We start from the raw sequence: 21,710 nt of genomic DNA, 5'->3' as shown, positions 1-21,710 counted from the left end.
CTCCAGACGGGCAGAAAACGACCAACCCGTTCTGTGCGGGTTGGGTCGTTTATGCAAACAGTTCCTTACGGCTAGTGGCGACTCAGCTCTTCCTTGCGGGCGCGACCTAATAACGTTAATGCTGCCTCGCGCGCGTTTTTTCCGCAATACAATACTTGATAAATTTCCTCGGTTATTGGCATTTCAACACCAAAACGGTGCGCCAATTCACGAACTTCTTTCGTATTGCGATAGCCTTCGACCACCTGGCCAATCTTATCCTGCGCGCCTTTAACGTCCATGCCCTGGCCAAGCATCATGCCAAAACGACGGTTGCGCGACTGGTTGTCGGTACAGGTCAGCACCAGATCGCCTAAACCCGCCATCCCCATAAAGGTGGCGGGATCGGCGCCAAGCGCTGCGCCAAGCCGCGACATTTCGGTCAGTCCACGCGTGATTAGCGCCGTGCGGGCGTTCGCGCCGAAGCCGATGCCGTCAGACATCCCCGCGCCAATCGCAATCACGTTTTTCACCGCGCCGCCAAGCTGCACGCCGATAAAATCCGCATTGATATAGACGCGAAAACTTTTTCCGCAGTGCAACAGTTGCTGGAGATCGTCGGCAAAGGTCTCATCGGTTGAGGCCAGCGAGATTGCCGTCGGCAAACCCGCCGCCAGCTCTTTAGCGAACGTCGGACCGGAAATCACCGCCAGCGGGATTTGATCGCCTAACGCCTCGCGAGCGACATCCTGCAACAGGCGCCCCGTTTCCGCTTCCAGGCCTTTGGTCGCCCATACCAGACGCGCATCCGGACGCATCAGCGGTTTAATCTGCCGCAGCACGTCGCTGAAAACATGGCTTGGCACCACCACCAGAATGTTACGACTGGCCGCCAGCGCGGTTGCTAAGTCGCTTTCCAGGTGTAACGTATCGGGAAAAGGCACATCGGGAAGGAACGCGACGTTGCAGCGATCGTGCTCCAGGGTCGCGATATGTTTTGGGTCGTGGCCCCACAGGACAACCTGGTGGCCGTTTCTCGCCAGAGTGATGGCAAGAGCGGTGCCGTACGAGCCGGCACCGATGACTGTCATTGACGCATTACTTTGGTTCATCAGGCATCCTGATGTTCTTCAGTACCTTCGCCAGCCTGCTGCTGCAAATAGTTCATGAACAGCGCATCAAAGTTGACCGGCGCAAGGTTCAGTTGCGGGAACGTACCGCGTGAAACCAGGCTGGTGATGCACTCGCGAGCATACGGGAACAGAATGTTCGGGCAGTATGCGCCCAGGCAATGCGCCATCTGAGTACCTTCAATACCGCTGATGGAGAAAATACCGGCCTGCTGAACTTCGCACAGGAACGCGGTTTCTTCCCCCAGGGAAGCCGTTACGGTAACACGCAGCACAACTTCATAAACGTCATCCGCCAGTTGGGAAGATGCCGTATCAAGATCCAGTTTAACCTCTGGCTGCCAATCTTTCTGGAAAACATGCGGTGCGTTTGGCGCTTCGAAAGAAACATCCTTGGTATAGATACGTTGGATCTGGAAAGCCATTTCAGTGTTATTTTGTTCTGACATGTGTAAAACCCTTTAGTGTTGTCCTTAAATACTTGAGTACGCCTTAACGCAACAGCGGATCCAGTCCACCACGCGCATCCAGCGCATACAAGTCGTCACAACCGCCAATGTGCTGTGCATCAATAAAAATTTGCGGAACCGTCGTTCGGCCACTACGTTTGATCATCTCTTCACGCTTCACGGCGTCGCCGTCAATCGCAATTTCCTGGAAACTCACGCCCTTGCTGTTTAACAGCGCCTTTGCACGATGGCAAAACGGACAGGTTGCTTTGGTGTAGATTTCAATATTGGCCATGACTTCGCTCCTGTTTTTTACCCGATGGATTTCATGTCGACGCAAGGGCAAGTCATTCCCCTTACGTCATGAAAACGACGGGTAATCACTTACCGCGCACCAGAGGCAGATTCTCGCCGCTCCAGCCTGCTACGCCTTCTTTCAACACAAAGACCTTTTCAAAGCCGGCTTTTGTCAGCGCGTTAGCGGATTCCTGGCACTGCATACCAGAACCGTCGACCACGATAATCGGCTTGTCTTTGTGCTTTTCCAGTTCGCCAACATTGTTGGCTTTGATTTCGCTCGGCAGCAAATTGGTCGCGCCAGCGATATGGCCTTTACGGAAATCGTCACGTTGACGTAAATCCACAACAACGGCGTCCTCTTTGTTGATAAGGCGCGTGGCTTCGCCGCGTGTAATCACCTTAACTTTTGAAGTCAGACCTTTGAACGTGGTAAATAAAACCGCCACCAGTAACGCAATCCAGGCGATACTCAGTATGGGATGACGGCCAACAAATTGCATAATTTCTTGCATGGGGGGTAACAACTCCCGACGTAGTGATTAAAAAACCAGGAAAGGAGTATACCTGTGCAGTGGCGCAAATACAGCCAGAGCGTGCACTGGAATGCATTTTTGCGGGGCGCTACGAAAAAAAATCACGCTATTACTTGCCTTCTCACGCCAGCGCGATCCCTTTCTTTGATCTTCTGAGGCTATTTTATCGATTCAGCTGTAGTAAAATTACGCAATTATTTTGTCTATTGAGTATGAGGTTGTCGCAATGTCGGTTTCTAAAAAACCTATGGTACTGGTGATTCTGGATGGCTACGGCTACCGTGAAGAACAGCAGGATAACGCTATCTTAAACGCCAAAACCCCGGTGATGGATGCTCTGTGGGCAAAACGTCCGCATACCCTGATCGACGCATCCGGTCTGGAAGTGGGTCTGCCTGACCGCCAGATGGGCAACTCCGAAGTGGGCCACGTTAACCTGGGCGCAGGTCGCATCGTTTATCAGGACCTGACGCGTCTGGACGTTGAAATTAAAGAACGTACTTTCTTTGCTAACCCAGTCCTGACCAATGCGGTAGACCAGGCGAAAAACGCCGGTAAAGCGGTTCATATTATGGGTCTGCTGTCCGCGGGCGGCGTCCACAGCCACGAAGATCACATTATGGCGATGGTGGAGCTGGCCGCAGAGCGCGGCGCAGAAAAAATCTATCTGCACGCCTTCCTCGACGGTCGCGATACCCCGCCGCGCAGCGCTGAAGCCTCGCTGAAAAAATTCGAAGACAAATTCGCCGCGCTGGGCAAAGGCCGCGTGGCGTCTATCGTCGGTCGTTACTACGCTATGGACCGCGACAACCGTTGGGATCGCGTGGAAAAAGCGTATGATCTGATGACCCTGGCCCAGGGCGAATTCCAGGCGGATACCGCTGTGGCTGGCCTGCAGGCCGCTTACGCTCGTGATGAAAACGATGAGTTTGTCAAAGCGACCGTTATCCGCGCCGAGGGCCAGGCTGATGCGGCGATGGAAGACGGCGACACGCTGATTTTCATGAACTTCCGCGCTGACCGCGCGCGCGAAATTACCCGCGCTTTCGTTAATGCTGATTTCGACGGCTTTGCGCGTAAGAAAGTGGTTAATCTGAACTTCGTGATGCTGACCGAATACGCCGCCGACATCAAAACTGCCGTTGCCTACCCACCAGCGTCGCTGGCGAATACCTTTGGCGAATGGATGGCGAAAAACGACAAAACTCAGCTGCGTATTTCCGAAACGGAAAAATATGCGCACGTAACCTTTTTCTTTAACGGCGGCGTAGAAGAACCGTTTGCTGGCGAAGAGCGCATTCTGATCAACTCCCCGAAAGTGGCCACTTATGACCTGCAACCGGAAATGAGCTCTGCAGAATTGACTGAAAAATTGGTCGCGGCGATCGAAAGCGGTAAGTACGACACCATCATTTGTAACTATCCAAACGGCGATATGGTCGGTCATACCGGCGTGATGGAAGCCGCCATCAAAGCGGTGGAAGCGTTGGATAACTGCATTGAACAGGTAACAAAAGCGGTTGAGTCCGTTGGTGGACAACTGTTGATTACCGCGGACCACGGCAACGCGGAGCAGATGCGCGATCCGGCGACCGGTCAGGCGCATACCGCCCACACCAACCTGCCGGTGCCGCTGATTTATGTCGGCGAGAAAAACGTGAAGGCGGTTGAAGGCGGCAAACTTTCAGACATTGCGCCTACCATGCTGTCGCTGATGGGGATGGAAATCCCGCAAGAGATGACTGGTAAGCCGCTGTTCATCGTGGAATAATCCCTCCCCATGAGGGGAAAGGCGATTAACACCATTCAACAGGCCGTGAAACCAAGAACGTTTTCAGTCAGGCCTTTGTTCTACGCCAGCGTACTTAGCGCTGGCGTATTGTTGTGCGCCTTTTCCGCCCACGCGGATGACCGCGATCAACTCAAATCTATTCAGGCCGATATCGCCGCGAAAGAACGCGACGTACGCCAGCAGCAGCAACAGCGCGCCAGCCTCCTGGCACAACTGAAAGCCCAGGAAGAGGCCATCTCGGCCGCAGCGCGTAAGCTGCGCGAAACGCAAAGCACTCTGGATCAGTTAAACGCGCAAATTGATGAGATGAACGCCTCAATTGCCAAACTGGAGCAGCAAAAAGCCAGCCAGGAGCGTAATCTTGCCGCGCAGTTGGACGCCGCTTTCCGCCAGGGCGAACACACCGGCATTCAGCTTATTCTTAGCGGAGAAGAGAGCCAGCGTGGGCAACGCCTGCAGGCCTACTTCGGCTATCTGAACCAGGCGCGCCAGGAGACTATCGCCGAACTGAAGCAGACTCGCGAACAGGTCGCCACGCAAAAAGCCGAGCTGGAAGAGAAGCAAAGCCAACAACAAACGTTGCTGTATGAGCAGCGCGCCCAACAGGCGAAGCTGGAGCAGGCGCGTAATGAACGTAAGAAAACGCTTGCCGGACTGGAGTCGTCTATTCAGCAAGGCCAGCAACAGTTAAGCGAACTGCGCGCCAACGAATCACGCCTACGCAACAGTATCGCGCGGGCGGAAGCGGCGGCCAAAGCGCGAGCGGAGCGTGAAGCCCGCGAAGCGCAGGCGGTACGCGATAAGCAGCAGGAAGCCTCGCGTAAAGGCAGCACCTATAAGCCGACGGAAAGCGAGCGTTCGCTAATGTCCCGCACCGGCGGTCTGGGCGCGCCTCGCGGTCAGGCATACTGGCCGGTACGCGGCCCGATATTGCATCGCTATGGCGAACGGCTGCAGGGTGAGCTACGTTGGAAGGGGATGGTGATCGGCGCGTCGGAAGGCACCGAGGTCAAAGCCATCGCCGACGGCAGGGTGATTCTGGCGGACTGGCTGCAAGGCTATGGCCTGGTGGTGGTCGTGGAGCATGGTAAAGGCGATATGAGCCTTTACGGCTATAACCAGAGCGCGCTGGTCAGCGTAGGCGCGCAGGTGCGCGCCGGACAACCTATCGCCCTTGTGGGCAGTAGCGGCGGTCAGGGCAGACCTTCGCTTTATTTCGAAATTCGTCGCCAGGGTCAGGCCGTCAATCCACAGCCGTGGTTGGGAAGATAAGTTTTGCCTCAGTTTCGTCGCTCCATTCTCACGCTGGCCACTTTGCTGGCGTTTGCACATCCCGTTTTCGCTGGCAAGCTCGCCATCGTGATTGATGATTTTGGCTATCGCCCGCACACGGAAAACCAGGTTCTGGCGCTGCCGCCAAACATCTCCGTCGCCGTACTGCCCAACGCGCCGCACGCGCGCGAAATGGCAACTAAAGCGCACAATAGCGGGCATGAGGTGTTAATCCATCTGCCGATGGCGCCGCTAAGCAAACAGCCGCTGGAGAAGGATACGCTGCGACCAGATATGAGCAGCGATGAGATCGAGCGCATTATCCGCGAGGCGGTAAACAACGTGCCGTATGCCGTCGGGCTTAATAACCACATGGGCAGCGCAATGACTTCCAGCCTGTTCGGTATGCAAAAAGTTATGCAGGCGCTGGAACATTACAATCTCTATTTTCTCGACAGCATGACGATTGGCAATAGCCAGGCGATGCGCGCGGCATCCGGTACGGGTGTGAAAGTGATCAAGCGCAAAGTGTTCCTCGACGATACGCAAAACGAGGCGGATATCCGCCGTCAGTTTAATCGCGCTATCGAACTGGCCCGTCGCAACGGTTCCGCTATCGCGATTGGTCATCCACATCCCGCAACGGTTCGCGTGCTGCAACAGATGGTTTATCACCTGCCGGCGGATATCACCCTGGTACGTCCAGGCAGCCTGCTCAACGAACCGCAGGTAGATACGTCCCGACCGGGTGTGACGCCGCAGAAAATTGACGCACCGCGCAATCCCTTTCGCGGCGTGAAGATGTGCAAGCCGAAAAAACCGCTGCAACCGGTCTACGCTACGCGCTTTTTCAGCGTCATCGGCGAGAGCATTACGCAAAGTTCCGTGGTTGTCTGGTTTCAGCATCAGTGGCAAGGCTGGGGGAAAATCGCCGCGCCTAAAAACGTGAGCGCTAAGACAGATTGAGCGCCTTACGGGCCATACGACGGTGCGACAAGGTTTTGTCGCGCCATTGCCACAGCCGGAAAGACCAGAGCAGCGTCTGATAAGCTGCTTTCGCGCTGCGGACGTTAGCCATCATCCGTCTATACATGCCAGAAGTAAAAATTTCGGCAATCATACGCTGGCGGGTCAAAATATCAGGCTCTTTACGTACCGCATGACAAACGCGTAACGCTTCCCAGGTAATTTGCTGGCGAAATTCCGGGTAAATCGGAATACGACGGGCATAATCACGATTGAGCTTTTCTAATAATCGCGTAATTTTAATATAATGCCGCTGATAATTAAGATTTTTATTGCCTTGTCTTTGCAAACGGCTTACCGAATTATCATGCAGGAAATATTTATATAATGATTGTTCGGTATAACGTACGCGCGTGGCATTAAACATAACTTCCGTCGACCATAATATGTCCTGATGATGTAGTCCGGGAACGAAAGTAATATTGTTATCGGTAATTAACGCACGTCGATAAACGCCCATCCAGACAACATGCGTCCAGCGCCGCGAGGCCAACGCCATACGCAACCAATCCGGTCCGCTTAATACCCCGGTGGAGCGCAGACGATCGGTCGGAATAGATTGCCAGGCGTGCCCGGTTTTTCGGACGCACCAGTCCGCGTTGCACTGCGCAACGTCCAGATCATCGTTAAGCGCCATGGTCATCAGCGTTTCATACATCTTCGGGTAGACCAGGTCATCTGCATCGACAAAGGCGACATAATCGCCGGTCGCTGCTTGCAGGCCAAGATTACGGGCGACAGATGCGCCAGCATTGGCCTGATGAAGCAGTCGAACATGCGGGTAATGTTCCGCGTAATGTTTTGCTATCTCAACGGAATGATCCGTCGATCCATCATTCACAATAATAATTTCCAGCGCCGACCACGTTTGCGCGATTAATGACGCCATGCAAGCATTAAAATCCGCTCCCGCATTATATAACGGGACAATGATACTCACTTTGGTTTTACTATTTTTCATAACGATTACCAGAAAAACCTTAATTTACCCTGCCTTTATACTGTGGCTCTATTAAGAAACTATTAAGCCGCCATAATTAATTTTTACAGTAAAAAGCAAGCACAAAACTCAGAGTAGAGCGTGACGTTAGCGAGTAAAATAAGAGTAAAGCGCAATTACGAATGCTTGATGTCTATGACAATTCTTTACGGCTTTCCAGATTTTCCCTAACAAAAAAGGTTGGCGAATGACACCAACCTTTTACGATGAAACGTATATCAGACCCGATAAATATCATCGGGTCTCTATACCCTTCATACTTCAAGTTGCTTATGTGTTGGCTACGGATTACTCGGCCCATCCATGGGCCTCGCCCTGACGGGCCGTCGCACGCGACGTTCAAATCTGCTCCCGGCAGATTTGTCGTTCACCCCAGTCACATAGTTATCTATGCTCCTGGGGACTCACGCCCTTGCCGCCTTTAAGCAACTCGAATTATTTTGGGTATATACATATTAATCCCAGCTCAGAATAACTTTTCCTGACTGGCCTGAACGCATGGCGTCAAAACCTTTCTGGAAATCATCAATAGAGAAACGATGGGTGATAATCGGTGACAGATCCAGACCGGACTGGATCAGCGCCGCCATTTTGTACCACGTTTCGAACATCTCACGACCATAAATACCTTTAATGAACAAGCCCTTAAAGATAACTTTTGTCCAGTCGATAGACATATCTGATGGCGGAATCCCCAACATCGCAATACGACCGCCGTGATTCATGGTGTCCAGCATGGTACGAAACGCCGGCGGCGCGCCGGACATCTCCAGACCCACATCGAATCCTTCGGTCATTCCCAGCTCCGCCATGACGTCGTTCAGGCTCTCTTTCGCGACGTTGACCGCGCGGGTGACGCCCATTTTGCGCGCCAGCTCCAGACGGTATTCATTGACGTCAGTAATCACCACATGACGCGCGCCGACATGTTTCGCCACTGCGGCGGCCATTACGCCGATTGGCCCCGCCCCCGATACCAGTACATCTTCGCCGACCAGATCGAAAGACAACGCCGTATGCACCGCATTACCAAACGGGTCGAAAATAGAGGCTAAATCATCAGAAATGTTATCCGGGATTTTAAACGCATTGAACGCCGGGATGACCAGGTATTCCGCGAAGCAGCCGGGACGGTTGACGCCCACGCCGGTGGTGTTGCGACACAGGTGAGTACGACCGCCACGGCAGTTGCGGCAATGACCGCAGGTGATATGACCTTCGCCGGAGACGCGATCGCCGATTTTAAAGCCTTTCACTTCCTGACCGATGCCGACCACTTCGCCGACATATTCATGCCCCACGACCATCGGAACCGGGATGGTTTTTTGCGACCAGTCATCCCAGTTATAGATGTGAACGTCAGTACCGCAGATGGCTGTTTTACGGATTTTAATCAGCAAATCGTTATGGCCGACTTCCGGTTCCGGAACGTCGGTCATCCAGATGCCCTCTTCCGCTTTCAGTTTGGATAACGCTTTCATCTTACATCCTCAGGCAATCACGCCCAGTTGTTTACCAATACGCGTGAACGCGTCTACCGCACGCGTAATTTGCTCAGGTGTATGCGCCGCAGACATCTGGGTACGAATACGCGCCTGACCTTTTGGTACGACCGGATAGAAGAAACCGGTAACGTAAATGCCCTCTTTTTGCAGTTCGCGGGCAAATTTCTGCGCGACAACCGCATCTCCCAGCATTACCGGGATAATGGCGTGATCCGCGCCTGCCAGCGTAAATCCCGCGGCAGACATCTGCTCACGGAACTGCCGGGCGTTCGCCCACAAGCGATCGCGCAGTTCTGCGCCCGCTTCCACCATCTCCAACACTTTAATAGAAGCCGCCACGATTGCCGGCGCCAGGGAGTTGGAGAACAGATATGGGCGGGAACGCTGACGCAACCACTCAACGACCTCTTTACGCGCCGCGGTATAGCCGCCGGATGCGCCGCCTAACGCTTTGCCCAGCGTACCGGTAATAATATCTACGCGGCCCATTACGTCGCAGTATTCATGGGAACCACGACCGTTTTCGCCGACAAAGCCTACCGCGTGAGAATCATCAACCATCACCAGCGCATCGTATTTATCGGCCAGATCACAGACGCCTTTCAGATTGGCGATGACGCCATCCATTGAGAACACCCCGTCGGTGGCGATCAGGACATGACGCGCGCCGGCCTCACGCGCCTCTTTCAGCCGTGCTTCCAGCTCAGCCATATCGTTGTTGGCATAGCGATAGCGCTTCGCTTTACACAAACGCACGCCGTCAATGATAGACGCGTGGTTCAGCGCGTCGGAAATAATAGCGTCTTCCGCGCCCAGCAACGTCTCAAACAAGCCGCCGTTAGCGTCGAAACAGGAGGAATACAGAATCGCATCTTCCATGCCGAGGAAGCTTGCCAGCTTTTGCTCCAGCGCTTTGTGGCTGTCCTGGGTGCCGCAGATAAAACGCACGGACGCCATACCGAAACCGTGGCTGTCCATGCCCGCTTTTGCGGCATTAATCAGCTCAGGGTGATTCGCCAGCCCGAGATAGTTATTGGCGCAAAAGTTAATAACGTGGCTTCCATCCGCCACGGTGATATCCGCCTGCTGCGCAGACGTAATAATGCGCTCTTCTTTAAACAATCCTTCCGCCCGGGCGGTTTCCAGATCGTTGGTTAACTGTTTGTAAAAATCCCCACGCATTGCGATTCTCCAGACTGGGCAAATTTCAGCACATATTACCCAAAGCGATACGTTGATACGAGATGACGCGTCATCACTTCTTTAAAATGCAGCATAAATCACGCGTATCCTCACGGGTTATCAGTGAATGGATGAATAGTGTTATGATAAGAGCATTCATGTCTGAGACAGTCTCTGACACCATAATTCAAAGGTTACAGTTATGATCATCGTTACCGGCGGCGCGGGCTTTATCGGCAGCAATATCGTTAAGGCCCTGAATGATAAAGGTATCACCGATATTCTGGTGGTGGATAACCTGAAAGACGGCACCAAGTTTGTAAACCTGGTGGATCTGAACATTGCTGACTATATGGATAAGGAAGATTTCCTTATCCAGATTATGTCCGGAGAAGAGCTCGGCGATATCGAAGCTATTTTCCATGAAGGCGCCTGCTCTTCCACCACCGAGTGGGACGGCAAGTATATGATGGATAATAACTATCAATACTCCAAAGAGCTGCTGCACTATTGTCTTGAGCGCGAAATCCCGTTCCTCTACGCCTCTTCTGCCGCCACCTATGGCGGTCGCACGTCTGATTTCATCGAATCGCGCGAATACGAAAAACCGCTTAACGTTTACGGCTATTCTAAATTCCTGTTTGATGAATATGTGCGCCAGATCCTGCCAGAAGCGAACTCGCAGATTGTCGGTTTCCGCTATTTCAACGTCTATGGACCACGTGAAGGCCATAAAGGCAGCATGGCAAGCGTGGCATTTCATCTGAATACACAGTTAAACAACGGCGAAAGCCCGAAACTGTTTGAAGGCAGCGAAAACTTCAAGCGCGACTTCGTTTACGTGGGCGATGTGGCCGCCGTTAACCTGTGGTTCCTGGAAAGCGGTAAGTCCGGCATCTTTAACCTGGGCACAGGCCGTGCGGAATCTTTCCAGGCCGTCGCCGACGCGACGCTGGCATACCATAAAAAAGGCAGCATTGAATACATTCCGTTCCCGGATAAGCTGAAAGGCCGCTATCAGGCGTTTACGCAGGCGGATTTAACCAATCTACGCAACGCGGGCTACGACAAACCCTTTAAGACCGTCGCCGAAGGCGTCACGGAGTATATGGCCTGGCTGAACCGCGACGCGTAAGTATGAAAATTTTGGTCATTGGCCCGTCCTGGGTGGGCGACATGATGATGTCGCAAAGTCTCTATCGCACGCTTAAAGCGCGCTATCCCCAGGCGATAATCGACGTGATGGCGCCCGCCTGGTGCCGTCCGTTGTTATCGCGTATGCCGGAAGTTAACGAGGCGATACCCATGCCGCTGGGCCACGGCGCGCTGGAAATAGGCGAGCGCCGCAGATTGGGCCATAGCCTGCGAGAGAAGCGCTACGATCGCGCCTGGGTGCTGCCAAATTCGTTTAAATCGGCGCTGATTCCTTTCTTTGCCAATATCCCGCACCGTACCGGCTGGCGCGGCGAAATGCGCTATGGCCTGCTGAACGATGCGCGCGTCCTTGATAAAGACGCCTGGCCGCTGATGGTAGAGCGCTACGTGGCGCTGGCTTATGATAAGGGCGTGATGCGCACGGCGAAAGATCTGCCGCAGCCGCTGCTCTGGCCGCAGCTCCAGGTTAGCGAGGGTGAAAAGTCGCTGATGTGCAGCGACTTTTCACTATCTTCTGAACGTCCTCTGATCGGCTTTTGCCCCGGCGCGGAATTTGGCCCGGCAAAACGTTGGCCGCACTATCACTACGCCGAACTGGCAAAGCAGCTCATTAACGAAGGGTATCAGGTCGTACTATTTGGCTCGGCAAAAGACCATGAAGCCGGAAATGAGATCCTGGCGGCGCTGAATAGCGAGCAGCAGGCATGGTGTCGCAACCTGGCGGGGGAAACCCAGCTGGAACAGGCCGTCATTCTGATAGCCGCCTGTAAAGCCATCGTCACCAACGATTCCGGACTGATGCACGTCGCGGCGGCGCTCGACCGCCCGCTGGTCGCCTTGTATGGCCCAAGTAGCCCGGATTTCACGCCACCGCTGTCTCATAAGGCCCGGGTGATTCGTCTCATTACGGGTTATCACAAAGTGCGTAAAGGCGATACGGCGCAAGGCTATCACCAGAGCCTGATCGATATCACGCCGCAGCGGGTTCAGGAAGAGCTTCATTCGCTGTTGTCGGAAGAGGGCGTTTAATGCGGGTTTTGATCGTTAAAACATCATCGATGGGCGACGTATTACATACCCTGCCTGCGCTTACCGACGCGCAACAGGCGATTCCGGGGATTCAATTTGATTGGGTTGTCGAAGAAGGGTTTGCGCAAATTCCGTCCTGGCACAGTGCTGTCGATCGCGTGATTCCCGTCGCTATTCGCCGTTGGCGCAAGGCCTGGTTTTCCGCGCCCATCAAAGCGGAACGCACAGCCTTTCATCGGGCGGTATGCGCATACCAATACGACGCTGTGATTGATGCGCAGGGGCTGGTGAAAAGCGCGGCGCTGGTGACGCGTCTGGCGCATGGGATAAAGCACGGTATGGACTGGAGTACCGCCCGCGAACCGCTGGCCAGCCTGTTTTATAACCGTAAACACCATATCGCAAAGCAACAACATGCGGTTGAACGGACGCGCGAACTGTTCGCCAAAAGTCTGGGATACGATAAACCGCAGTCGCAGGGCGATTATGCCATCGCAAAACATTTTCTGCATTGCCAGCAGGCGGTTAGCGATCCGTATGCGGTGTTTTTACATGCCACGACCCGCGATGATAAACACTGGCCGGAAGCAAACTGGCGCGAGCTTATCGGCCTGGTGGGCAACACCGGATTACGGATAAAACTTCCCTGGGGCGCGCCTCATGAGGAGGCCCGGGCTAAACGACTGGCCGAAGGCTTTGACTATGTGGATGTGTTACCGCGTATGAGCCTGGAGGAGGTCGCCAGAGTGCTGGCTGGCGCAAAATTTGTCGTATCGGTTGATACCGGCCTGAGCCATCTCACCGCCGCGCTCGACAGACCGAATATTACGCTCTATGGCCCAACGGACCCTGGGTTAATTGGAGGTTATGGGAAGAACCAAATGGCATGCTGCTCACCAGAACAGAACCTGGCGAATTTAGATGCCACAAGCGTATTTGGAAAGATTCATTAAAGAGACTCTGTCTCATCCCAAACCTATTGTGGAGAAAAGATGCTAACCACATCATTAACGTTAAATAAAGAGAAATGGAAGCCGATCTGGAATAAAGCGCTAGTTTTTCTTTTTGTTGCCACGTATTTTCTGGATGGTATTACGCGTTATAAACATTTGATAATCATACTTATGGTTATCACCGCGATTTATCAGGTCTCACGCTCACCGAAAAGTTTTCCCCCTCTTTTCAAAAATAGCGTATTTTATAGCGTAGCAGTATTATCATTAATCCTTGTTTATTCCATACTCATATCGCCAGATATGAAAGAAAGTTTCAAAGAATTTGAAAATACGGTACTAGAGGGTTTCTTATTATATACTTTATTAATCCCCGTACTATTAAAAGATGAAACAAAAGAAACGGTTGCGAAAATAGTACTTTTCTCCTTTTTAACAAGTTTAGGATTACGTTCGCTGGTAGAAATTGTCTTTTATATTCAGGACTATTCCAGGGGGGTGATGCCATTTACAAACTATGACCATCGACATATATCTGATTCAATGGTATTTCTGTTCCCGGCATTGTTGAATATCTGGCTATTCAGAAAAACATCGCTCAAACTCGCTTTCTTTGCGCTGAGCGCCGTCTACTTATTCTTAATGTTAGGCACCTTGTCGCGGGGAGCATGGCTGGCAGTTTTAGTGGTGGGCGTTTTATGGGCGATTTTGAACCGTCAGTGGAAACTAATGGGAATTGGCGCTGCTATCCTGGTTATTGCTGGCGTTTTAGTTATCACTCAGCAAAGCCATAAACCGGATCAGGAACGACTACTGTATAAATTACAGCAGACAGATAGCTCATATCGTTATACTAATGGAACCCAGGGTACCGCGTGGATACTGATTCAGGAAAACCCGATCAAGGGCTACGGCTATGGTAATGATGTGTATGATAGTGTTTATAATAAACGCGTTGTCGATTATCCAACGTGGACCTTTAAAGAATCCATCGGTCCGCATAATACCATCCTGTACATCTGGTTTAGTGCTGGCATATTGGGTCTGGCGAGCCTGGTCTATTTATACGGCGCTATCATCAGGGAAACAGCCAGCTCTACCTTCAGGAAAGTAGAGATAAGCCCCTACAATGCTCATCTTTTGCTATTTTTATCTTTCATTGGTTTTTATATCGTTCGTGGTAATTTTGAACAGGTCGATATTGCTCAAATTGGTATCATTACTGGTTTTCTGCTGGCGCTAAGAAATAGATAAAAAAACGCGCTGATACTTATTACGGTATCAGCGCGTTTTCCATCATCAGGACTCAATCACTTATCAAACCAGCTTTTCATTTGTTCCTCGAAACGCTGCGCTACATTTTCCCAACTGTATTTTGAAAACACCAGGGATTTTGCTTTTTCGGCAATCTGGTGGCATTCCTTATCAGCAAGCGCACGGTTAATATCATTAATTATACTGTCGCTCGACATAGGTTCTGCGAGGTGATAGCCCGTTATGCCATCTAACACAAATTCGCTAATCCCCCCTTTTTTGCTGGCAAGAACCGCTTTTCCTGCTGCCATCGCTTCTACAGCCACCATGCAAAATGCTTCTTCAACCTGAGACGGCACAATAACCAAATCGGCTATATGATAGAAGTTATGCATCTGGTCGGGAGATTGCCCCCCAGCCATAATACAATCCGTTCCAATCTCTTTTGCGGCGTCCAGTACTTTCTTTTGATACTCTGCTTTTTCACCCTTGCGGCTTGCATAAGGGTCGCCAACAACGACAAGTTTAATATTACTTCTTAAGGTACGTAATTTTTTGAACGCCTGCAAAAGCAACAGGATGCCTTTATCAGGCGAAATTCTCCCGGCATATAAGAGAACGGTGGCATCTTCCGCAATATTTAATTGCTGACGAAGATTATCTTGTGGGTTTCTTTTATAAGTCTCAGCACAAAAACCATTAGGAACAATACTAACAGCAGCGGCAGGCAATCTTTCTTCATAAAACGCTTTAAGAAACTGACTGGGCACGATAATTTTTGCATCGTTATCAGGAAGTTCTGGTTCAAATGCGTTATGCATGTGCATAACCAGTTTTGCATTCGGATTGCGCTCTCTGATCTGCCGATACAGTTTCATACTATTATGAATAACAATGACGCTATCTTCCTGGGTAGTCACTTTATCTCTAATATTAAGGACGCGCTGGGAATAGGGTAGTGGGTCTAGACGAGTCCATTTCTGAAAAAGACGCTTATAAACTTTACTAAACCCAATGTAATGAATATCACAGTTATCGTTTATTTTATTATATTCAGGATAGCCAGCATTCTTTATACAAGCAATAGCACTCGGTATTGATAGTCGTTTTGCAACCTGGTAAATCCAGGTTTCTACCGCAGCCGCACCACGAGGAGGAATTGAAAATATAGGAGTAACAGTAAATATGATTTTTTTAATCATAATAGCTATAATCCAGAATAGTTAACTTTATAGAAAAAGAAATGTTATAGAAAAAGAAATGCGTGCCGAAGCAACGCAAAATAATGATTTATCTAGTGTCTAGACAATTTTATCGTAATATATTTCATCCTCAAGTTCCGAGGCTGTAATATATGGAATAATATCGTAATGAATTGCAGTATCATCTGATAAATTAAAGATATTTAAATCACTCACATTTTTTCTCATAAAAGTAAAAAATGGCAGTATTTTAAACAGGTCTTTACTAAGCTCAGATGGCATAGGGCTGGTAGATTCGTCATAGAAACGTGGGCAACTCCCTGTTAAGTCAAGCCCAGAACATATAATACGGCCATACTTGAGGGAATAGGCAACCTGAATAGCGGTATAAGCAATAGTATGGCAAGAGCAATAGCCGATGCTGATATCCTTGCAAAATCCAGCCAGTCGTCCTCTTTTCGAAAGAGGAACTGAAATAAGTAATGCTTTATGAACCCGCTTGAGGATATTAAATTTAATTTTCTTTAAAAAGCCCCCTTTTTCCCGGCGATAAAAGGAGCGAATAATTAAACAGTTTTCTTCAATATATTTTTGATCATCTACTGAAGCCTGTTCGTACACATCAAGATTGACGATAGTAAACTGACTGTTACGGCTAAAGTTATAAAAATCTTCGCGCCGGCGATGAAGGAAGCGAACATCCGTCAGAAGGTACAAAAATGGCTTGACGTTATTGTTTAGCAAATATTGAACAGAACTATTGACTGCAATGACATCTTTCATTCGTAACAAGGACAGCGGCGTCTTTCTGGACGTAGGACCAGAAAGAAAAATAATACAATCTTCAGCCGTTCTTTTCGCAATAAGTTGCAGAACATCGGCGTGAGTTATGAAATTAACGCTACCCATAAAAAACTCGTATGTTTATCATGCAACCTATAAATAAATGTTATATTCAATAACTAATATTACATCTCAAATTCTCTCAAGTATGTCATAACGCTGCAGCAAATAAAAGTCAGTCAGCCCCTTAAATTAAACCAAACGTGCTACATTGATCAGCGCTTTTCCTTACCCTTAATACGACGAAGGAAATTTCGAAGTTTTTTCTTATAAATCAATAAGTAAAATCCGATATCTCTCACATTATTTTTGATACCATAATGTCTTTCTAAATCAATACGATCCTTTGCTTTTCGTTGCCTGGAAGGTCTTTTTCCGGACAAATCGATAATTCTGATCTCATTGCCTTGCAGGATAAAGTTACCTTTATGGGGATCGCCCGAAACCATACCATGCTGATGCAGAGAATATATCGACTGTTTGATTTTCCCTCTCACCTCGTCAGAAATTTCTGGCATATCAACAAGTTCAATACCTTCAATATACTCAATTATCATCACGTATGTTTTTACATAGCGTAATGTTTTAATTTCCGCCAGCAGGTAAAAATCATTAAGCGCCGCAAACCCTTCACGCCGCACACGATCTGTCTGATGAAAAAGCTTTTCGTAGTAATCTCCTTTTACTAACGATTTGAAAAATCGTTCAGTATTTTTTACTTTTGGACTAAATACTTTGAGAATATATTTTCCGTAGTCTGTATTAATCAATACAACTTTTGTATCTTCTATATTACGGAAGACTTTAATAGCCTGATGATTATAAGATAAAAAATCTTTGAATATCTCAATGTATTTTTCACCGTCTTTTTTGACAAAGACAGTATAGTTTTTAACCTTTTTTTCAATAATCATAATGGAGATTTAAGGAAGGGAATTATTTGTGGAAAAGTTTACGATAAAGATATGCGCTTCCAGCCAGAAGGCCTTTAAAGTAATGACCTTGCACGAGAAGATGTTTATATCGCTTCTTAAATTCAACTATGGTACGCGCATCTTTTGCAGGAAAATCTTTCCAGGGCGAATTCAACCGTGCATTTTTATAATAGATAACTGAAGGATAATTTGCCCAGGCATGCCATGGTTTTGTAGCGCCCGTATAATGAATTAAAATAGTATTATCATTAATTATATTGCTATACTTTTTATGTGACTTATCTTTCAACTCACTTTTGATAGTATAAATGGTATTATACGGTCGTGGGAGAAAAATGACTTTATCCTGTAGGAGAATATTCAAAACATCCTGATCGGGATATTTAAAAGAGTTAGCTTCTTTACCTGCCAAAAGTAAAAATGCCTTTTCGGTTAAGGCATTCTCTTTCCATAATTTCAGGTTAACAAAAACCACGCCGGAGTTAAAATAACCACCTTGTAAATTAAATGCTCTTAATCTCTCATTTACCTTATTCTGGATGGAATCAACATCTTTTACGACCGCAGCAATCTTCTCTGTCAAATCAAGCTGTAGAAGATATTGCAAAGATCCTTTGCATACAACATCGGCATCCAAATAAAGTAGTGTATTTACCTTCTTGCTGAGATAATCGAAAGCAAATAAACGAAAATACATTGCTCTCGACCATACTTTAGTTTGAGGCAATACCTCAAGGCTTTCTACTTTAATAAGATAAAGAGAAATTTTTATGTGATGCTGTACGGCTAAACGCTCTATATATTTTACAAAACACGGAGAGTATAAATCACAAATAATGTGAAAAGCGAGCGGGATATTATTGTTTAGTACAACTGAAGCAATTGATACCCCCACACCATCAAGATAGTTTTCATCAACGCCATAAGAAATGTTTAATACGTTATCATCATTATTATTATTACTTTCATCAAAAACTTTATATTCAGCTATTTCTATCTCAGGAAATGAATCCATTACATCACCTATGGGTTTTATTCAAGAAGTTTACGTTTAAAGTAGGCTATATAATAATTTATACCCGAAGTATAATGCTTCTGATTAAACATATGCTTTGCCGCATAACGTAACTGATGGCTAGTGACTGGATTTAAAAGTGCACAATGAGACCATGGTGAGTTGCTCTTAGCCTGTAAAAAATATTGTGACACGGGGTAAGCCCCCCAACTATGCCAGGGTTTCGTTGGTCCGATATAATGAACAAATACAGTCTCAGCATCAACTGGATTAATAACTGAATCTTTTAATTCATAGTTAAGACTAAATTGTGTATTAAATTTTTTATCAACAAAACGTGCTTTATTCACTAGCAATATATTTAATACATCCTGATCAAGGTGCGTTATGCGCTGTACTACCTCCGGATCTTTTAGCATTTCAATCGCTTTCTTAGAGATATTTTCTGCGGTCCAAAGAGGTATGTTAATTAAAATAAAACCGGCATTAAAATAGCCAGAAACCAGCCCAGGCGTTGCCAGGCTAACCGAGCGCTTAGTCCACCATTCCAACTCGCCTTCAGCAACGACAGCCGCAATCTCATTTTCAGCGAAGTTAAGATCAATAAGTTCCTGAATACTCCCCTTACATGCAATATCTGCATCCAGATAAAGTACTCTATCTGTTTTATCTGAAAAATAATCGGCGATAATGAATCTAAAGTATGTTGCATAGGTCCAGTTTTTGGTACTGGGTAGCGATTTTAAGCGCTCACAGTCGATTAGGTAAACAACAATCTGCGTAGCGTACTGTTTTGCTAATGCCTCAAATCGCTGCTGGTCTTCAGAGTCAAAGAAATCGGTAAAAACATGGAAAGCTAACGCCCTCTCTGGGTTAGCAAGGAGAACCGATGCAATAGAGACACCACAGCCAAAAAGAAAGTTTTTATCAATCCCATAAGCTATATTAAATTTATTAGCATCACTATGTTGTGCATAGTTATAATCTAAAGTCTGTTGAATGACTTCTTCTTCAAAATATTTTCTGCTCATAGTGATCACTTTTGTAATTTCGAGAATATCGCATTATTAAAATTTTTAAAATATAGCACATCGTAAAATCTCTCAATCGTGCCGGGAATAATATCATGCTGATATTTTATTTCACCAGAAATAACGCGATTAAGATGCCCTACAAAATCATCTATAGCCCCCGGGGTGTAAAGCTCACCATTCAAGCCGGGTTTAATCATATCGCGCGGACCAGACATACAATCAGAACTAATACACGGAATTCCATATGACATTGCTTCCAGCAGGGTCATAGGAAATCCCTCAAATGCAGAGGTAAGTAGTAACGCGGTGACATTTTTTATTTTTTGCTGTACGACTTGCCACGGCGTGCTTTGCCAACCATACCAGATCACACGCTGCTCAATACCAAGCTCCCGACTATAGGCCTGGCACTTTTCAAAATCTGAGCCATCACCAATAATATGTAGCTGCCATTCCCCTGTCGTACGAGCTAAGCCATCAAATAAATCTTTAACTCTTTTCTGCCCTTCAAATTTAAGACGCCCTACATAGAGAAATACAGCAGGTTTATCGCGCTCAGGCGGCGGCACAATGATTGTTTTAATAGAGACAGGATTATAAACGACGCTAATATCTTGCGCTGAGATACCCCGTGCCATCATCTGTTCTTTAATACCACTACTGATGGCCAGATGATAATCCGCGTACGTTATACATTCTGCATGTTTTTTATGGTCGAGCGAAAAATGCGGCCACGAGAAAATAGTAAACTGTTTACCACTTTTCTTTCGTGCTTTATTGGCATAAAGACATGAGATGACATCAATACATATCACAATATCTGGTGACGTTTCTTTCAGCCATTGACTAAAATTATAAACATGCTTAGCTCGACGAAGAAAACTTAATTTTATATTTGAGAATGATTTCGCATATTTAATCTCTTTTAGCCATGCTTTATCCATTTTGTCATTACGACAAAAGAAAAACATTTCACAGTTGATTTTCGGAGAGCTATTTTCAAACGTATGGATAACGTTGCTAATAACGGTTTCCATCCCTCCAAAACCAGATACCGCTTCGCCAATAAATGCTATTTTCATATATACCCCAGAGTTAAAACCTTAATCTAAAGACTTTAGATATTAAATAGCAAAAATAGTAATATAATCCTATAGAGTAATTTTTACCTGACATTTCCCTTTTTGCTTTAAGGCGTATTTCACTTGGGGATGGTGAAAAAAACCTCCTGTTATTTTTCCATGGAGATTCATTAAAGTATCGATCAAAATATCTTGCTTTAAATATCTTATACCATGGTTTATTTGGAGTCACATAATGCATAATAATAGTATTATCTATATTTTTAGCTTCAGCATCAAAGTTAACCGATAATGTCGTTTTATTGTTAAATTTTCTTTGGAGATACTTCACCTTTCCATTGAGTAAAATATTTAAAACATCCTGATCGGCATATCTAAAAATCTTACCACAATTAATCATAGACAAAGATTCTTGAGTTACGTTATTTTTTCTCCACTCATCGTTATTAATTAACATCACGCCTGCATTGAAATACCCATTAAAATCCACCCCATAATCTAATTGTTTTACTCTTTTTTGCATATCCGGAGAGTCTAAGATCACTCCTGCGATTTCCCCTTCAAGATTAATATCAATTAACTCAGATAATGAACCATGACAAATAATATCGCAATCCAAATATAAAATTTTTGAAATTCCTTTATTAACAACATCCGGAATTAAAAAACGAAGACATGTAGATAATGGAATACCCAGAATTAACGTTTCCGGATTAATATCGAAATTATTGTTAATATGATATGCTGTAATTGATACATTAGGTTGTTTCAATTCAAGAAAAGGTAATAAATCATACTCCGACACACCCGATATCAATAAATGAAAATGCAAGTCAATATCTTTATTATTTTCGATAATGGAATATATTGCCACACCTGCTGGCATTATAAAACCATGATCAAAGCAAAGAGTAATGTCCAGTCTTCTTCCAAAAAAATCATCATGTTGAATTATGTTTTTTTGGTTTGAAATATAACTTTTAATGTCAGACATTCTGTCTATCCTTGTCTCACTCATAAATTACTCACTGAGTGCATAA

Annotated in this window: 21 protein-coding genes; 7 read left to right on the top strand and 14 right to left on the bottom strand. The window is 47.2% G+C overall.

Features of this window, described 5'->3' with window-relative positions; translation table 11 throughout:
- Nucleotides 1–71: 71 nt before the first annotated feature.
- The 4 genes from gpsA to NBA72_RS08530 form a co-directional block, all read right to left on the bottom strand.
- The gene (gene gpsA, locus NBA72_RS08545) at nucleotides 72–1,091 is read right to left on the bottom strand and encodes an NAD(P)H-dependent glycerol-3-phosphate dehydrogenase (RefSeq protein WP_001076596.1); all 1,020 of its coding nucleotides are present in this window, start codon (nucleotides 1,089–1,091) and stop codon (nucleotides 72–74) included.
- The gene (gene secB / locus NBA72_RS08540; protein ID WP_000003370.1) at nucleotides 1,091–1,558 is read right to left on the bottom strand and encodes a protein-export chaperone SecB; all 468 of its coding nucleotides are present in this window, start codon (nucleotides 1,556–1,558) and stop codon (nucleotides 1,091–1,093) included. Before secB ends, gpsA begins: the two co-directional genes overlap by 1 nt.
- Before the next feature lie 43 nt (nucleotides 1,559–1,601).
- Nucleotides 1,602–1,853: a glutaredoxin 3 gene (gene grxC, locus NBA72_RS08535; protein WP_001273795.1), complete on the bottom strand. Its 252-nt coding sequence runs from the start codon at nucleotides 1,851–1,853 to the stop codon at nucleotides 1,602–1,604.
- An 85-nt stretch (nucleotides 1,854–1,938) separates the two neighbouring features.
- Complete coding sequence (locus tag NBA72_RS08530; protein WP_001156179.1) at nucleotides 1,939–2,370, bottom strand: rhodanese-like domain-containing protein; 432 nt, start codon at nucleotides 2,368–2,370, stop codon at nucleotides 1,939–1,941.
- A gap of 247 nt (nucleotides 2,371–2,617) precedes the next feature.
- Here NBA72_RS08530 and gpmM point away from each other — a divergent pair, with 247 nt between their 5' ends.
- From gpmM to NBA72_RS08515, 3 genes are read left to right on the top strand one after another with little or no spacing between them, the layout of a single operon-like run.
- A complete protein-coding gene (gene gpmM / locus NBA72_RS08525; protein WP_000116576.1) occupies nucleotides 2,618–4,162 on the top strand; it encodes a 2,3-bisphosphoglycerate-independent phosphoglycerate mutase in 1,545 nt (514 codons plus the stop codon).
- Nucleotides 4,163–4,195: 33 nt separating this feature from the next.
- Nucleotides 4,196–5,455: a murein hydrolase activator EnvC gene (gene envC / locus NBA72_RS08520; RefSeq protein ID WP_058814511.1), complete on the top strand. Its 1,260-nt coding sequence runs from the start codon at nucleotides 4,196–4,198 to the stop codon at nucleotides 5,453–5,455.
- A 3-nt stretch (nucleotides 5,456–5,458) separates the two neighbouring features.
- The gene (locus NBA72_RS08515) at nucleotides 5,459–6,421 is read left to right on the top strand and encodes a divergent polysaccharide deacetylase family protein (protein ID WP_042948542.1); all 963 of its coding nucleotides are present in this window, start codon (nucleotides 5,459–5,461) and stop codon (nucleotides 6,419–6,421) included.
- Here NBA72_RS08515 and NBA72_RS08510 read toward each other — a convergent pair.
- From NBA72_RS08510 to kbl, 3 genes are all read right to left on the bottom strand, one after another.
- The gene (locus NBA72_RS08510; RefSeq protein ID WP_000798200.1) at nucleotides 6,408–7,442 is read right to left on the bottom strand and encodes a glycosyltransferase; all 1,035 of its coding nucleotides are present in this window, start codon (nucleotides 7,440–7,442) and stop codon (nucleotides 6,408–6,410) included. The genes NBA72_RS08515 and NBA72_RS08510 overlap by 14 nt on opposite strands.
- A 494-nt stretch (nucleotides 7,443–7,936) precedes the next feature.
- Nucleotides 7,937–8,962: an L-threonine 3-dehydrogenase gene (tdh, locus tag NBA72_RS08505; protein ID WP_000645990.1), complete on the bottom strand. Its 1,026-nt coding sequence runs from the start codon at nucleotides 8,960–8,962 to the stop codon at nucleotides 7,937–7,939.
- Between the two features lie 9 nt (nucleotides 8,963–8,971).
- Entirely contained in the window at nucleotides 8,972–10,168 is a 1,197-nt protein-coding gene (gene kbl, locus NBA72_RS08500) for a glycine C-acetyltransferase (protein ID WP_001213790.1), read from the bottom strand.
- Nucleotides 10,169–10,370: 202 nt separating this feature from the next.
- On the opposite strand from kbl, the gene rfaD reads away from it, so the two are divergent.
- Genes rfaD through rfaL form a run of 4 tightly spaced genes read left to right on the top strand, consistent with a single transcriptional unit; the run spans nucleotide 10,371 to nucleotide 14,559 of the window.
- The gene (gene rfaD, locus NBA72_RS08495; protein ID WP_000587771.1) at nucleotides 10,371–11,303 is read left to right on the top strand and encodes an ADP-glyceromanno-heptose 6-epimerase; all 933 of its coding nucleotides are present in this window, start codon (nucleotides 10,371–10,373) and stop codon (nucleotides 11,301–11,303) included.
- 2 nt (nucleotides 11,304–11,305) lie between these two features.
- On the top strand, nucleotides 11,306–12,352 hold the full coding sequence (gene rfaF / locus NBA72_RS08490; protein ID WP_000699198.1) for an ADP-heptose--LPS heptosyltransferase RfaF: 1,047 nt from the start codon (nucleotides 11,306–11,308) through the stop codon (nucleotides 12,350–12,352).
- Nucleotides 12,352–13,305: a lipopolysaccharide heptosyltransferase RfaC gene (gene rfaC / locus NBA72_RS08485; RefSeq protein ID WP_001264614.1), complete on the top strand. Its 954-nt coding sequence runs from the start codon at nucleotides 12,352–12,354 to the stop codon at nucleotides 13,303–13,305. Before rfaF ends, rfaC begins: the two co-directional genes overlap by 1 nt.
- A gap of 39 nt (nucleotides 13,306–13,344) precedes the next feature.
- Nucleotides 13,345–14,559, top strand: coding sequence for an O-antigen ligase RfaL (gene rfaL, locus NBA72_RS08480; RefSeq protein ID WP_042948547.1), 1,215 nt, complete (start codon nucleotides 13,345–13,347; stop codon nucleotides 14,557–14,559).
- A gap of 56 nt (nucleotides 14,560–14,615) precedes the next feature.
- Here the strand turns inward: rfaL and NBA72_RS08475 are convergent, their stop codons facing one another.
- From NBA72_RS08475 to NBA72_RS08445, 7 genes are all read right to left on the bottom strand, one after another.
- Entirely contained in the window at nucleotides 14,616–15,761 is a 1,146-nt protein-coding gene (locus NBA72_RS08475) for a lipopolysaccharide N-acetylglucosaminyltransferase (RefSeq protein WP_042948548.1), read from the bottom strand.
- 99 nt (nucleotides 15,762–15,860) lie between these two features.
- A complete protein-coding gene (gene waaZ, locus NBA72_RS08470) occupies nucleotides 15,861–16,670 on the bottom strand; it encodes a 3-deoxy-D-manno-oct-2-ulosonate III transferase WaaZ (RefSeq protein ID WP_042948550.1) in 810 nt (269 codons plus the stop codon).
- A gap of 149 nt (nucleotides 16,671–16,819) precedes the next feature.
- Nucleotides 16,820–17,518 carry a lipopolysaccharide core heptose(II) kinase RfaY gene (gene rfaY, locus NBA72_RS08465; RefSeq protein WP_042948552.1) on the bottom strand — a complete coding sequence of 233 codons (699 nt, stop codon included), beginning with the start codon at nucleotides 17,516–17,518 and terminating at the stop codon, nucleotides 16,820–16,822.
- A gap of 22 nt (nucleotides 17,519–17,540) precedes the next feature.
- Nucleotides 17,541–18,554 (bottom strand): lipopolysaccharide 1,2-glucosyltransferase RfaJ, encoded by a 1,014-nt coding sequence (rfaJ, locus tag NBA72_RS08460; RefSeq protein ID WP_042948554.1) that lies wholly within the window; start codon nucleotides 18,552–18,554, stop codon nucleotides 17,541–17,543.
- 17 nt (nucleotides 18,555–18,571) lie between these two features.
- Entirely contained in the window at nucleotides 18,572–19,585 is a 1,014-nt protein-coding gene (gene waaO, locus NBA72_RS08455) for a lipopolysaccharide 3-alpha-galactosyltransferase (RefSeq protein ID WP_042948555.1), read from the bottom strand.
- A 5-nt stretch (nucleotides 19,586–19,590) separates the two neighbouring features.
- The gene (gene waaB, locus NBA72_RS08450) at nucleotides 19,591–20,670 is read right to left on the bottom strand and encodes a lipopolysaccharide 1,6-galactosyltransferase (protein WP_042948557.1); all 1,080 of its coding nucleotides are present in this window, start codon (nucleotides 20,668–20,670) and stop codon (nucleotides 19,591–19,593) included.
- A 13-nt stretch (nucleotides 20,671–20,683) separates the two neighbouring features.
- Nucleotides 20,684–21,664 carry a glycosyltransferase gene (locus NBA72_RS08445; RefSeq protein ID WP_042948559.1) on the bottom strand — a complete coding sequence of 327 codons (981 nt, stop codon included), beginning with the start codon at nucleotides 21,662–21,664 and terminating at the stop codon, nucleotides 20,684–20,686.
- Nucleotides 21,665–21,710: the final 46 nt, after the last annotated feature.

The organism is Salmonella sp. NW1250 (assembly GCF_051812965.1).
GTDB lineage: Bacteria > Pseudomonadota > Gammaproteobacteria > Enterobacterales > Enterobacteriaceae > Salmonella > Salmonella enterica.
The sequence above is the reverse complement of the archived record's forward strand: the minus strand, read 5'-3'. Positions and strand labels throughout refer to the sequence as shown.